The organism is Spartinivicinus poritis (assembly GCF_028858535.1).
Lineage (GTDB): Bacteria > Pseudomonadota > Gammaproteobacteria > Pseudomonadales > Zooshikellaceae > Spartinivicinus > Spartinivicinus poritis.
This window is the reverse complement of sequence record NZ_JAPMOU010000012.1, coordinates 49,455-65,114: the sequence shown is the minus strand read 5'-3', so window position 1 is coordinate 65,114 and position 15,660 is coordinate 49,455. Positions and strand designations below refer to the sequence as shown.

Sequence of the window (15,660 nt, the reverse complement as noted above, 5' to 3'; positions counted from 1 at the left end):
TAGCGTTAAAAATTCCAAAACAATTGCGAACAATACAGAATGGCTTTTTAGCAGCAACTGTAGAGCAAGGGTCAACAGACCCTAAATGCTAGATGCAACAGAATCCTTTTTTTCACCAGCATTTTTAAATTGCTTACGAAAAAAACTTTTATTTTCGGTGATATACCGAAGCCGCAAGCTGACTAACAGCGCAATCAGTGCTGTGCCCAAAATCAATGCATACCAAAAGCCTTGTACTGCCTGGCCTTTAAAAGTGCTGAAATAGGAACCCAAAGGAAACACTAAACAAAAATACCCAATAATATAAATTAAAACGGTCAATGCGGTATCATGGTAACCTTTTAATGCCCCCACAACCCCTACTTTTAGAGCTGCAAAAAAATGCAAAATAGCCACAAAAAACATCAATGGGCTGGCAACCTCTAAAATAGCTGCATCATTGCTGTAGAGCATGGGTATTTTTTGGGAAAATAGTAAAACCACCGCCATAAACACAAACCCTATTAATGCAGCAAGTTTCACTGCAAACCAACTGCGCCGAGCAGCGAGCTGCGGCTCTTTTTGCCCTAAGGTCTGTCCTGTTCGTATCGTGATGGCAATACTGATACCAAATAATACCGTTAGCAAAAACTCTGACACATTAATGGCTATCTGGTGGGCAGCAATCAGGGTTGGGTCGAGATGGGCAATCGATAAAGAGATAGCGGTCATAATACTCAGTTCCGCAAAAATCTGACCACTAATCGGTAAACCAAGCTTTAAAAACTGCTTCAGCTGATTAATTCTGACTGCCAGGTAAAAACGAAATAACCGGAAATGGGCGTACTGTTTTAAATAGTAAACAAACAGTGCCATCAACATAAACACTGCCGTAAAGGTAACTCCCCAGCCACAACCGATCCCCCCTAGCGGCTCCAGCCCAAACCAACCATAAATAAACAGGGCGTTAACAGGAATATTAAGCAACATAGCTATCAATACGATAAACATAACAGGCTTTGGTTGGCCGATGCTATTGAAGAAGCTAATTAATAACTGCACTAACATCATCGCCGGCATTCCCCAAGAAATAATGTAGAGGTACTGGCTGATTCTATTTTTTAGCTCAGGAGAAACCTCATACCATTGCAGTAGAGGCTCAATATTTTGAAAGCAAAAGGCCATAACTAACCCTAAAGCCAAAGCAACCCAGAGCGCCTGGGTCATTTTGATAGCCATACGATCATATTGTTTTTTGCCGAAAAAAAACGCCAGTTGCGGGGTTAACGCTGATAAGACACCCGTTGAAATATGCACTAAAAAACCAAAAATATTACTGCCGGTGGCGACTGCTGCCAGGTCAACCGTACTAATTTGACCCGCCATCACAATCCCGATAAAACCGATAGCAACAAAACTAAAACGTGAAAACATGATGGGCAACGCCAACAAACCCAATTGTTTTATTTCAGCTTTGGTCGATAGATAATTCCCTGTTCTAGAGAGCATGTGAACACACTTCCTTTTCAAAAATAACGGCCATTGCTTTCACTGCAGGCTCTTGGATCATCGTGTAATGGGAGCCTTGGATAGGGATAAAGCGGGACTGCGACGGCTCAAGGTATTTATTCCAAACAGCCCGATGGGTTTGCTCGATGGCAGGAAAATACTTTTCCCCAGCCGCTTGAAAAACCCAAGCCTCACCAGAAAACATTTGCTTAGCCTGGTAATGCTTAAGCGCATTCAAGTTCGCCAGGTTGATATCAAGCAACTGCTGTATTCTGTCAAGGCCCACGTCACCCACCCAAGCATTTAGCAAAGCATCCTCCCCCAAAGCAGCAATCAATGCCTGTTGGTTTTTGCCCTGATGGCGACTGGCAAATGTTCGTAAAGCCTCGTCCGTAATATTGGGATTCAGTTCTTTAACTAGGTGAGTGAAAACAGACAGGTCAGATAAACGCTCCTGGGCATCCAATAAACTTGCCGATATAGCGTCTGACGTGGCCTGTTGTGTCAGCAGTTCAATATGCGCTTGAAGGTAGCTATCGATCAGCACCAATCGCTTCACTGACTTACCTTTTGCCTGAAGCTGGCACGCCATTTCATAAGCAATAACACCTCCCATGCTCCAGCCACCTAGCATAAACTGGGCCTGGTCTGAGTGGGCTAATAATTGGTCCACATAAAAACTGGCCAGTGCTTCTACCGTTTTCAGTGGTGGCTGTTCGCCGTAACTGCCAGGCGGTTGGAAGGCAAACAACGGTTGCTCATTGCCAAGCCTTTGGCTTAAAGGAATAAAGGCAAAACTATTTCCTCCAGCCCCGTGTACCAAGTACAGTGGCGCCTGTTGACCCGCTGGCTGAATAGGCACTAGATACTGATAAGGCTGCTGCTTTTCAGCTGATGGACTTTCCAATGAGCGGGTGATTAACCGGGTCATTTCAGCCAGGGTTTTGCATTCAAGCATCACTGATAATGGCAGCGCTAGCCCAAATTGCTGGTTGATCCGCGCAATCATTCGCACGGCTAAAAGCGAGTGCCCTCCCAGCTCAAAAAAATCATCTGCCATACCCACTTTTTCCAGCGCTAACATATCACACCACAGCTGAGCCAACTGACGTGCTGTTTCGGTACTGGGTGGTAGATACCGCCGCTTACTAGCCAGTGTTACCTCCCGTTGTTTCAGCACTTTACGGTTAGCTTTGCCATTGGCAGATAGCGGCAGCGTATCCAATCGAATAAAAACGGCAGGGACCATATAAGCCGCTAGTCTCGCTTTGGTAGCCCGCCTTAAAGCGGCTTCATCAGGCACAGCCTGTGAGCTGTTAGCAGAGGGTTTTAACGTATAGTAAGCAACTAATTGGGTGCTGCCATTGATGCTTTTTGCTACCACAACAGCTGCATCGACTCCAGCTTGCTGATTAATCACGGCCTCAATTTCCGCACACTCAACCCGAAATCCGCGGATCTTCACTTGATCATCGATACGCCCAAGATACTCGATATTTCCATCAGGAAGCCAGCGGGCTAAATCGCCAGTTGCATACATTCGACTAGTGCCGTTAAACGGGTTTTCAATAAACTTTTCTTGGGTTAATGAAGGCAAGTTGAGATAGCCTCTGGCCAGCCCTTCACCGGCAATGAACAGCTGTCCAGGCACCCCAATAGGACAGGGTTTTAACTGGCCATCCAAAAGATAAATTTGCGTATTGCTAATGGGACGACCAATAGAAACACCATTAGAATAGGCTGTTTGACAGGCCCAATAGGTAACATCCACCGCCGCTTCGGTGGGACCATAGAGATTATGTAGTTCACAGCCCATCCACTCCAGGCAGTCCTCCATAATATCCCGCGCTAACGCTTCGCCACTGCAAAAGATGCGTTTTAATGCCATATCCTCGGTAGACAGGGTTGCCTCCTCCAAAAAGACGCGCAACATGGAGGGGACAAAATGCAGGGTGGTGATGCTTTCCTGTTTGATGATGTTTGCCAAATACTGGGGGTTTTTATGCTCCTGGGGTTGTGCAACAACTAGCCTTGCCCCCGTCATCAACGGCCACAGGAACTCCCATACTGATACATCAAAGCTATAAGGGGTTTTCTGTAATACCCTGTCCTCAGCCGTTAGCCCATACTGATTTTGCATCCATACCAGGCGATTGCAGATAGCACGGTGCTCTACCATCACCCCTTTTGGGTTGCCGGTACTGCCCGAGGTATAAATCACATAGGCCAAGTGTTCTGGACAGACATTTTGTTGGATTTTGCTGTGCTGTGCTTGGATCAGTGGCCACTGGGTGTCCAACGCCAACACCGACGTCTGTTGGCTACCAAGGTCTTTGATACGTTGAGAAAACTGATCCTGCACCAGCAACAGCGCAACCTGACTATCCTCCAACATATAGCGGATTCGCTGTGAGGGGTATTCAGGGTCGATCGGCAAGTAAGCCCCGCCGGCCTTTAAAATACCTAAGATAGCGATTACCATTTCCAGGGATCGCTCCATGCAGATCCCCACTAAACTATCTGGCTTAACCCCCTGTTGTTGGAGGTAGGAGGCCAATTGGTTGGCTTTGCTATCCAGCGCTTTATAGGTGAATTGCTGACTGCCAAATACCACAGCAATGGCTTCAGGGGTTTTACCCACCTGCACTTCCACTAGGGAATGAATGCACTGATCCCGAGGATAATCCCTTTTCGTGTTATTCCACTCCACCAGCAATTTGTTTCGTTCAGCGCTGGTTAACCACTCATAGTGAGCCAACAGTTGATGACTGTTTTCACAAACAGCCAGGGCTAACTGTTGATAATGCGCCGCTAACCTTTCGATAGTTTCTGCTTCAAACAGGTCTGGGTTGTACGACAACTGCAATGATAATGTTTTTCGGTGTTCAATCACCTCAAGTCCTAGATCATCTTCACCTTCCTGATGCAGCTCTGAATATAGCGAGATATTGGGATAAGCTTCCGTCAAGGTATCCTGTGCTTGCAATGATAAGAAGCTTTGCAGCACAAAGGTGGTCTGAAAAACTGGAGCATGATTGTCCGGCCGTTGCATATTCAGGTTTGAGACCAAGGCTGGGAAAGGATAACGGGCATGATCCATAGCATCAGCCACAATAAACTTGAGAGTCTCCAGATACTCTGAAAATGAGTGGCTACCATCCAAGTGACTACGAATAGGCAACAAATTGACAAAATAACCAACCGCTTTTTCAAAGCGTCGCTCATAACGCCCGGCAGTGGGTATACCAACAATAACATCCGTTTGTGCGGTATATCGATGCAAGAGGGTTTTATAAACAGCCAATAGCACAACAAACAAACTGGTTTGTTTCGCTTTCGCCAATTGACGCAGTTGACCCGTTAACAGGGCAGGAAGCTCGACTAAATAAGTAGCCCCGGTATAGGTTTGTCGCGCCGCTCTAGGCTTATCTAGAGGAAGCTTCAAAACCGGCAGTTCCCCTGTCAATTGCTGCTGCCAATAGGCCAGATTGGCTTTACCCGCTGCACCTGCCAGCCATTTTTGTTCCTCATCAATAAAATCAAAATACAACGGTTTGTCATGCGCTGATAAAGCAGGCTTTTGGCCCTGCCGGAAAAGCGCATAAGCCGATAAGATGTCTTCGATTAATGTCAATACAGCAGTGCCGTCGATCACAATATGATGGACAGTGATCAATAAAATCGCTTTTGCCGGTGCAATGATAAACAGATCAACGCGCATCAGCGCATCACCGTTAAGATCAAATGGCTGCTTAAATCGGGCCTTAACCCGTGACAGAATTTCCTCATCAGTCAAATCGGCTGCGGAGGTTTGCTCAAGAGATGTTTGTTTAAAAAACAACGGTTTTTCTGGGTGAATAACTTGGTATGGTTGACCGTCAGCATCGGCCATAAAGGAGGCTTGAAGAATTGGATGCTGTTTCAGCACCCATTGGCATGCTTTTTTTAAACTCTCAATACAAAGCTTATCGTGTATTGTCAATGCAATGGGTATGTTATAGGCGCTCATCTCCGGGTTAAGCTGCTGCAATAACCACAAGCCTTTTTGCCCTTCGGAAAGCCCATGTGACTGGGTGACTATTGCTTCATTTGCTTCACTGTTAAAGGGTGTGACCTGATCATGATCTTCAACCGCCCCAGCATTCTGGGTTTCCCGTTCTGCCCTTTTAGCTAATAGTAACTGGGTGATAGCAGCAATTGATGTATGTTCTAGCAACTCGCGATGAGTTATGGTGATATCTAACGTTTCCTGCAAACTATAAGACATCTGCACCGCAAGCATCGAGTCGAAACCAAGGGCTGGCAAGGGTGTATTAGGGTTGATCTGCTCTATAGGAATTTGCATAACAGCTGAAACAATGCCGGTTAGGTGATCCTGCAGCAACTTCTGGTCAGAAGGTATAAATCCCGTCAACAATGGCTGAATAGGCGTCACTTCAGGTATCGAGGTGATATCACTCGTTGATGAACCGCCCGCTTCTACCCAGTAGCGCTGTCTTTCAAATGGATAGGTCGGTAGTGCCACTCGGCGAACAGCGCTCCCCTGATGAAGACTCTCCCAGGGGAGCTGCCCGCCTTGAACCCAAAACAACGCTAATTTTTCCAGGTTGTTTTCTGCCAACAGCGACTGCAACATGAGATCTGCCGTTTTACCAGCAAATAATGCTTTCACATTGGCCGGGGTTGCTTCAGCACTACCAATAAACGTAGGGAATAAAAAATTAGCAGGCGGAAAGTCAGAGGACAGGCTGAGCCCCGCTTGCAGACAGTCCTGCAATGCTTGACTCAGTTCCTGCTGAGTTGATACCACTATCGCTAGCCGGTAACTCATCGCCTCACGCCCGACTTGTAGTGTATAGGCGAGGTCCCCCAAACTAGCTGAATCAGTTACAAATCCAGGTAGCTGGTCATTGCTCAACTGAGCTTGAAGATGGTTGTAAAGGTTTTTCACCATCTCTTGCAAACGCTCGTGGTTTTTCGCTGAAAGGACAATAATCTGTTGCGTCACTTCCCTATGGGTTAATTTTTCCCTTGCTGGCTCTGCCGCCAAGTATTCTTCAATAATCAGATGCGCATTTGATCCAGTGGCACCAAAAGAGCTAATGGTCGCCCGGCGTGGCAATGTGTGTTTTTCACCATCAATTGCCAAAACCGGCTGTTGCCACTCCCTTGTTTCCTGCTGTAGATAAAAAGGTGAGTTATCAAAGCTGACACTCGGGTTTAAAGGGGTTGCTTTAATTGAGGGGACTAATTGCTGATGCTGTAGCTGTAGCACTACTTTTGTCAGCTGTGAAATTCCAGAGGCCGCTTCCGCATGGCCAATATTGGATTTAACTGAACCAATCGCGCAAAAATGCTGATCTGCTGTAAATTGTCGAAAAGCTTTATTGAGTGCACTCAATTCAATAGGATCACCCAAGGATGACCCATTAGCTGCTGATTCAACGTAACTGATGGTTCTAGGGTCAATGCCCGACTTAGTAAAGTTATCCTCAATCAGTTGTGCTTGTGCGCCGGGGCTGGGAACGGTTAATCCCTGGGTATACCCGCCATGATTGGTGGCTGAAGACTTTATTACAGCTAACACCGTATCTTGGTTTTCAATGGCTGCAGCAAGTGGCTTCAGCAGTACCGCTCCCACAGCCTCACAGGGAAGATAACCATCACCATCGCCAAAGCTTCTACTGTCAGGGCCACTACCAACCATATGAAATCGGCTTAAAGTGATGTACTTCTCTGGTGTTAATGAAAGGTTGACTCCACCGGCAATGGCAAGCTGGCATTCACCCTTGATTAAGCTTTCGCACGCCATGTGTATTGCAATCGTCGAAGAAGAGCACATCGTATCAATAGCAATACTGGGGCCCTGAAAGCCAAAGAAGTGGGAAACACGGTTAGCAATAGTGGCATAAAAAGAACCCGTATTGCCGTACTGCTGATACATGGCTCCTACAAACACGCCGATATGGCCCTGATGCCGCTCTTGCAGCATGGATTTGGTATACCCAGCCGTTTCTAGGAGATTCCAAGTGGTTTCCAAAAAGAGCCGCTCATTGGGGTTGAGCAACTTGGCTTCACTGGGAGAAATATTAAAAAACAGCGGATCAAACTGATCCACCCCGTCAATAAAACCACCCCACTTGCTATAACTTGTATCTGCTTTGTTTTTATCTTTATCAAAATACTGGCTGTGATCCCAACGCTCCTTGGGAATTTCAGTAATACAATCTTTGCCTTCACGTAAATTGTGCCAATATTCCTCGATATTGTTTGCCTGGGGATAGCGCCCGGAGAGAGCAATAATCGCTATATCAGACGTTGTTGGCTCAACCACTGATGCTAACGGCATCGCTTGTTGGTTCGCTTCAGGCTTTTCGAGGGCTTGCGGTGGTGCAGTTGGCTCTACATACTTCACTCGCTGTTGACCGGAGTGAGCTTTTTCTCTGGCTAAATAAGCTAAAAACGGCGCCTGATGTACTTCACTAAAATAGGCACTCAGTGCCGGTATATTTTCGTATTCAAAAAACAGCGTTGGAAAAAGCGCTATGCCGAAATTCTGCTCCAAGTCTTTAACAGTCTCAATCATGGCATTGGATTCCAGCCCCATTTCCATGAAATTTTTATCCAAAGGGACCTGATGCTTTTCCACGTTTAATAACGGTGCCAAGGCAGCTTGCAACAACACTTGAATGGCTTCAACCAACTCCCCGCTGTCACTCGCACTTGTCTGAGCCAAGGGAGCTTCTTTTTTCACCGCCGTATCAGGTATTGCTACTGACTGCACTGAAGTAGTTTCGACACGATCGCCTAACCAATAGTGCTTTCGCTGAAACGGTGTCAATGGTAAAGGCTGACGGGTCACTGTTTGATGACTTGGCGCTTCTTCCAAAATCATATGGCAATTGGTGCCACCAAAGCCAAAGGATGAAATGGCCGCACGCCTCACCCCGTTTTTTCCTTCCCAAGGCGTTAGCGCTAAGTTGGGATAAAAGGGTGATACCTCAAAACCAAAACGAGGGTGGGGTTGTTCGCAGTGCAACGTAGCCGGTATTTGACGGTGTTGCATGGACAATATTATTTTAATCAGCCCAGTAATACCCGCTGCAGTCATAGTATGGCCCAGGTTAGACTTTACCGAACCAGTGGCACAGTAACCTATCTCCTGGGTGTACTGTCGATACACCTCCGTTACCGCTTTAATTTCGATCGGGTCCCCTAACAACGTGCCAGTACCATGAGCTTCCAGATAAGTGATGGATTCTGGGCTCACCTGGCTTTTATCCAATGCTGCCTGAATAACGTCTTTTTGCCCTTGCTGGCTAGGTACCGTCAGCCCCATGGTTCGGCCATCATTATTCACCGCCGAGCCCAAAATGGTCCCCAGAATTTGATCGCCGTCGCTAAGTGCCTGGTCGTAATCCTTAAGCAGTACCAGCCCTGCCCCTTCACCCAAGACAAATCCCTTGGCGCGTTGATCAAAAACGTAGCTTTTGCCATCTTCGGCTAACACTTTTGCCCGGCTGAAAGCAACATGGGCAAAAGAGTCAACCATAATATAAATCCCACCCGCGACGGCCATCTCGATTTCTCCAGACTGAATCCGCTGGCAAGCCTCATGGACAGCCACTAATGAAGAGGAACACGCCGTATCAATAGCGCTGGCTTGGCCTTTCAAGTTATAAAAATCGGCTACCCTGGCAGCAATCATATTGCTGATATTACTGACTACGATGTGCTGACGGGCACTATCAGGCACAAACTGGTAACCATTGCGAGCATAGTGGTTATCCTTAGCGCCAATAAAAACGCCAGTGCAACTACCTGAAAGCGCTTGAGGTGTGAATCCCGCCCGTTCAAATAGCTCTTGGGTGAGTTCCAGCATGATCCGCTGTTGTGGATCCAAGGTTATCGCTTCATCTGCTGTTATTTTGAAAAATTCAGCGTCAAAGCCAGCAACATCATCAAGGTAGCCGGCATGTGTGGTATAGGTTTTTTCGGGGTCGTCTTTGTTGTTGCTTAAAATGCTATCACTATTCCAACGTTCGGTATGGCTTGCGATCAGGTCATTGCCCATTGCCAGGTTATGCCAAAACTGCTCCAAGCTTGATGATTTGGGGAGACGGCACGCGGTACCGATAATAGCTATTTTATGCCCTGATTTTGTCGCCGATTTACCCAGATGCTCTCGTCGCCTTGTTGTTGCCTGCTGATGCCATTGTGGCGGGGTTTGCTGTCGCTCAGATGGAGATGATTTAGTAGGCAAGTCGGACGGGTGAGCCACATTAACAGGCTCTGTTGTTGTCGCAATCCCCTCTTCAATCAAATAGCCTGCCAGTGCACTGATCGTCCCATATAAGGCAATACTGTTTGGTGACAAGGTGGTGCCATAGGTCTGCTCTAGCTTATCGAGCATACGCATCATTAAAATAGAATCCACACCGTAGTCACTAAATTCGATATCAACATCGAGGTCGTCGGGTTTAACCTTCAATAGCTCGACGCAAACTGCAATAAGCTGTTGCTCAACCTGATGTTGTGTGAGTAGCTGTTCAGACTGAGCTTGTTGCTGAGACACTACCCTTGACTCTTCCGAAGCCGGTAACGCTTCCTCCGACAATAGCTCTGATAGCGGCTGCTCATTAGCAGCTGGTTGCCACTGAAACGTTTGCCGGATTTTCGTCGAGTTACCCTGGCAGACCAACAGGGAGTTTGCTGTACCCAGCAACAACTGGCTCAGGGCATGCGTACCGGCCTGGGTAACTAAAGGTTTCATACCGGTTTGTTGAAACAGCCTTGTTTCGGCTGATTGGTCTATCCGCATCCCACCTTCTGCCCACAGTGGCCACTGGATAGCATGGTAGTGGTGGTAGTGGGCAAAGGCATCTAAAAAGGCATTGGCACCAGCGTAATCCGCCTGCCCTGGATTACCAATGACACCGGTAATTGATGAGAAAAAGACGACAAAATCCGGTTTCAGGTTAAGTGCCTGTAAGCTTTGATGTAAATACCAAGCCCCCTGGACTTTCGGTGCCATGACCGCGTCGACTTCCTCAGTGGTTTTGTTGAAGATAACGCTGTCTCGGATAACACCCGCACTATGGAGAATACCGTCGATTCTGCCGTATTTTTCCACAATGGCTGCTAAAGTAGCTTTCACCTCTGCTGCATCGCCCATATCACAACAGCAATACTCACCCTGAAGTGAAGCTTTAGGCGTTTTAGCACGCCCCATTAAAATCACTTGTGTGTCTTCAACCTGGTGGAACCAATCAGTAAATAGTCGGCCTAGCCCACCAGCCCCCCCAGTAATCAAGTAAACCCCACCAGCTCGGATAGGGAGGTTTTCTGGGTGAGATGCCGCTTGAGGAGCCACCTCACCCAGCGCTTTAACCTGCCGCCGCCCCTCCTCCAAATAACGCACCTGTACAGCCTCATCGGGCTGTGCCTGAATCGCTCTCGCTTCTTGCACCAATATTTGTTGCAGTTTCGGCTGGGCCAAGGCAGATATTGTCATCACTCTCCCCTGGATCTTGGGGTTTTCCAGTCGTGCTGTCTTTAATAAGGCAACCAAGGGAGCATAAGCATATTCTGGAATATCTTCAGCGACAGTAAACAACAGCAACTGCCGGTCTGTTACTTGATTGCGGAGCAGTGTTTGGATGCACTGCAGCTGTGTTTTAAAGAGAGTCGTAATGTCTGACGGGCCAATACTGTCAGATACTGAAAGTGGAATGTGCTGAAAGGTAGGTGAATAGGAGCTGTTTTGCTGTTGGTCGGTAGCCAGACTACTGTCTTGCCAGCTAGTCACTGCATATAGCACGTCGCTATCCGCAACTTCTCGCTTGGCCACTTCACTGTTGTTTTGGTTATTGTCAATCAGCTTATGACTAGTCACATCACGAGCAACTTGTTGAGCAACAGGCTTGAGAATAGTTTGTTTGCCAATCAATTCAGTTAACCGTAAACAAACCTGGCCCTGCTCATCTAACAACTGGATCGTCAATTTCACGATACCATCAGTCAGCGCCCTGCCGGAATGATCAGTTGCCGAGCTGCTGGTGTTCAGACTATAAGTCACATGGCTGTAAAGGGTGCTAGGCAAATGATCAAACAGCGCTACTTGCTTCAGGGCAAACGGAATATAAAGCCCCGAGGTACTGTTATTCAGCTTGTTATCTAGCCCATTGGCTAGCAAACCAATACTGGCCTGTAAGGCAGCATCCAGTAAGCCTGGATGCAACCCAAAGTGTTCGCCGTGCTCAGCTAAAGCAACCTTAGCAATAGCTTCTGTTTCGCTGAAATGTAGCGATTGTATACCCTGAAAACCTGGCCCGTAATCCAGACCGCTGCGCCGAAATGCCTCGTAAATGGCTGCTGGTGATTGAAATTGCTGACAGCGATTTTTAATCGCCTCAATATTCACCTTGGCCATGGTCGTCGGGCTTGATTCTGCACTATCAGCCCTACCAGAGCCTGAGATGACACGACCCTGACAGTGAACCTCACCATCACCTGATGTGACCACAAATGCAGCGCCCTGAGGCTCAGGGGTTAAGGTGATTCGCACCCTAAGGTCTGTATTTGCCACCGTCAGCGGCTGGGACCAAATGATATCGCGTAGTGAGTGAATGTCAGGTAAACCAGCCTGGATCGCCGCCACACGGGCCATTTCTAAGTAGGCAACCCCAGGCAGTACTTTTGTTCCTTGCACCCGATGATCTTGGAAGAAAAACTCATTACCTGAAAAGCATGACTGGAAGCACTGCTCGTCAAAAGTTGATACATTGCTATGAACCAATGGGTGAAGGAGGCGATGGCTATGGGTTTCAGTAGGCAAAAAAGGTGAATGATCGCCTAACCAGCAGCGCTGTCTGGCGAAAGGATATACAGGTAAACTCATCCGCCGCATTGGCTCTGAGTACAACCGTGCCCAGTCTATTGGGACACCTTTAATCCATAACGCCGCTAATTTATCGAGCTGTTTATGTTCAATCAGTGTTTGGACGAAGGCTTGACCGATGTCATCTTGCAGCAAGTCCCGATAGGGCTCCTGTTTTTCAACCTCGCCGTAATAGCCATCCCCCACCTGTTTTGCTTGCTGGTTTTTTGCATCTAGATGCTGCATCAGCTGGTTAACTAATGCCTCTTTGTTCCTCGTCACAAAGGCTAAGCGCCAAGGCATCTCCTCACGCCCAACCTGCAAAGTGTAAGCTAGGTTGCCCAGATGAATCGCTGCAGGCGCTTGCTGAAGATAATCAACAAATTGCTGGATATAGCGTTGCAAAGCAGGCTGTGTCTTTGCTGACAGCACAAATAAGACCGGCTCGGATTGCCATACTGTTTCCTGGGTATCAACCCCTTGAATTACCATAAAACTATTGCTGCCACCGACGCCAAAAGCGTGCACCCCTGCGACTTTTTCCGATGTAGGTTTGTTCCACGCTTGACTAGTTTTCGGTATATAGAAAGGGGTATGGCTAAGCCTTAAAGCTGCATTTTCTTGCTCGACATTGGCACACACTGGAATTTTATGTTGCTGCATCGCCAGCAGCACCTTGGTTAATGAGCATATGCCGGAAGCTGATTCAAGGTGACCAATATTGGCTTTTGAGCCCAGTGCACACTGGCCTGATGGATGTTGAGTACCAAATAGCTTTGTCAGTGCCTGTACTTCAATAGGGTCACCCAGTTTAGTGCCAGTACCGTGGGTTTCGATGTAGTCGATGGCACTAGCCGGTAAACCTGCCTGAGCCAAAGCGCTTTGCGATACAGCGCTTAAGGCATGTAAATTGGGAATATAGCGACCTGCGCCCTGGCCTGAATGATTGATCGCCGAGCCTTTTATCACCCCATAAATATGGTCACCATCAGCCTGTGCCTGGCTTAAATGCTTCATCATCACCAAGCCAACACCTTCTCCCGGAATATAGCCATTGGCTTGCTCATCAAAGGTTCGTTCTACCGGGTCTGGTGACACAATGCCCATCTGACTGAGCATAAAGTATTTGCTGCGATGCGCATTAACGTTAACCCCGCCAGCCAGGGCAACGTCACATTCCCCAGTTAGCAAAGCCTGCCTTGCCAAATGAATCGCCGTCAATGAGCTGGAGCAAGCCGTCTCTACAGCCAGGCTGGGCCCGCTTGCATCTAAATAGTAGGAAATACGATTAGCCAGCTCATTAGCATAACTGCCCACCCCTTCATATTTACCAGTATGGGCAAGGTATTCTGCAGTGACCCAAGTGTAATCATCATTCATCACCCCCACATAGACACCCAGTCGCTGCTGCTTGAGTTTACGGGGCTGATAGCCAGCATCTTCCAAGGTATGCCAGGCTGTTTGCAATAGTAGTCTTAGTTGTGGATCTAGTACCTCAGCCTCTCGTGGTGAAATCGCAAAAAACAGCGGATCGAATTTATCCGCATCCGGTATAAACCCACCCCAGCGGCTTATCGTATGAGGGGCATCTGGGTTAAACGCTTGGCGATCAGCGTACCAGTCGTCGATATTCCAGCGGTCTGCAGGTATCTCACGGATACAGTTTTTACCCTCTTCCACCACCTGCCAAAATGCCGCTAAATCATCTGCCTCAGGATAACGGCCTGCCAAACCAATAATCGCAATAGGCTCCTGCACGCTATCACCCGCCTCAGGCTGATCAGGCCGCACCGAAACAGTTTGCTGGCGCTTCGACTTTTCAGGTCCTGGGGGCACCGTAGGATTAGCTGAAGTATCTGCTGTTGTCGATGAGCGCAGGGGTTCAAAGCTGTGCGGATCATTTTCAGCCAAGTAGTCCGCTAAGGCTTTGATGGTTTGGTATTCAAACAATAAGGTAGGATAAAACTCTCGACGACAAAACTGCTCCAGCTGATGGGTCAGCTCCAGTAATTGAGTAGAGTCCAGGCCCAGATCATAAAAGCCTACTTCGCTATCCAGCTCAGATACCGTTTTTTTCAGTATTGTTGCAATACAGTCCTTTAGGTAGCCTTCTATTACACTGAGCAACGAGCGCGGAGTAGTTAACCCTGATGAAACCTGCACGGCTAGCTCAGCAGTCGGCGTGCGTGTCGCCGGCTTGGCTACATCTACCGTGCTAGCAGGGCTCGCTTCAGACACAGGCGCTGCAGGATGGATTGCTTTGCTTTCATCAACCAGGCGTTCAATAAAGGCTGGTTGGCGGATTCTTTTTAAGGTTAATCCTGCAAAATGTGCCAACCGTTCACCCTGCTGGTTATAGAGGGTAATATCACGCTCCAGCAAATCAACACTGCCCTGCTGGCCTTCAGGGTGGGTGCTGCGCTCACAAGTGTATACATAAATAGTTGCTGGCAGGTTTTTCGTTAAATAGAAGCGTTTGATCGTAAACGGAATATAAGGAGTACCATCCTCAAATAAACCAGTATTTTTACCTGAGAGTAAAAAAGAAGCCCCCGACAAAGTCGAGCCATCTAAAAATGCTGGGTGAGCAATAAATTTTTCCCGAACACTTTCCGCCAAGTCACCCAAATGCAAGGCCATGAGTTCTTCATTGCCTTTTTGATATATTCGCCCCTGAGTTTTCATAAACGCCCGGTGAGAAATATCAACCGAGCGTGCTAAACCGTAAACATCATCCATATCCCACTGAGCATCAGCGTTATCGATAAACGCTTGAATAGCAAATGGCGGTTCGGCAACGTCATCCGATAATACCGGGACTAAGATACAACTGAGGTGTTTTTCCCGGGTTGGAGATACAACAGTTTCGCCTTTTATTTTTTGACTAGAAATATCAACTTGCCAAGCATTGTTTGCTGCTGGGGTAAAGCGGGTGAAAAATACTCGGTCAAAGCGTTCACTGGTAGCTAGCGGCTGGTGAAATAACACATTTTTCAGTGTTATGTGGTCCAGTGCCAACTCCTCTTTCACCAAACGGTGAATAATATCCAAAAAAGTAACCCCTGGTACGATCCGTACCCCATGAACACGGTGGTCACGAACAATCCAATTATTGTGGGTAATGCGATTTTCTATAGTAAATGACTCTGGCATTGACATAAGCGCCCTTAATAAAAGTCGAAACCTAATCAACACAAAACCTGATACCGTCATGAATGGTTTTAGGGGTTATCATCGCTGGCTTAGCAGTTGCCAGCGAGCCCCTTAAAAACCCTACATTTTGTGTATAAAAA

2 protein-coding genes are annotated in these 15,660 nt (G+C 47.5%); both read right to left on the bottom strand.

Features of this window, described 5'->3' with window-relative positions:
• Nucleotides 1–81: 81 nt before the first annotated feature.
• Nucleotides 82–1,488: an MATE family efflux transporter gene (locus ORQ98_RS11385; protein WP_274688932.1), complete on the bottom strand. Its 1,407-nt coding sequence runs from the start codon at nucleotides 1,486–1,488 to the stop codon at nucleotides 82–84.
• Nucleotides 1,478–15,580 carry an amino acid adenylation domain-containing protein gene (locus tag ORQ98_RS11380; protein ID WP_342455197.1) on the bottom strand — a complete coding sequence of 4,701 codons (14,103 nt, stop codon included), beginning with the start codon at nucleotides 15,578–15,580 and terminating at the stop codon, nucleotides 1,478–1,480. Before ORQ98_RS11380 ends, ORQ98_RS11385 begins: the two co-directional genes overlap by 11 nt.
• Between the last annotated feature and the right edge of the window lie 80 nt (nucleotides 15,581–15,660).

What these genes read in the sequence shown, in the direction of transcription:
- ORQ98_RS11385 (WP_274688932.1), bottom strand. Translation starts at nt 1,488, where the DNA reads ATGCTCTCTAGAACAGGGAATTATCTATCGACCAAAGCTGAAATAAAA.
- ORQ98_RS11380 (WP_342455197.1), bottom strand. Translation starts at nt 15,580, where the DNA reads ATGACGGTATCAGGTTTTGTGTTGATTAGGTTTCGACTTTTATTAAGG.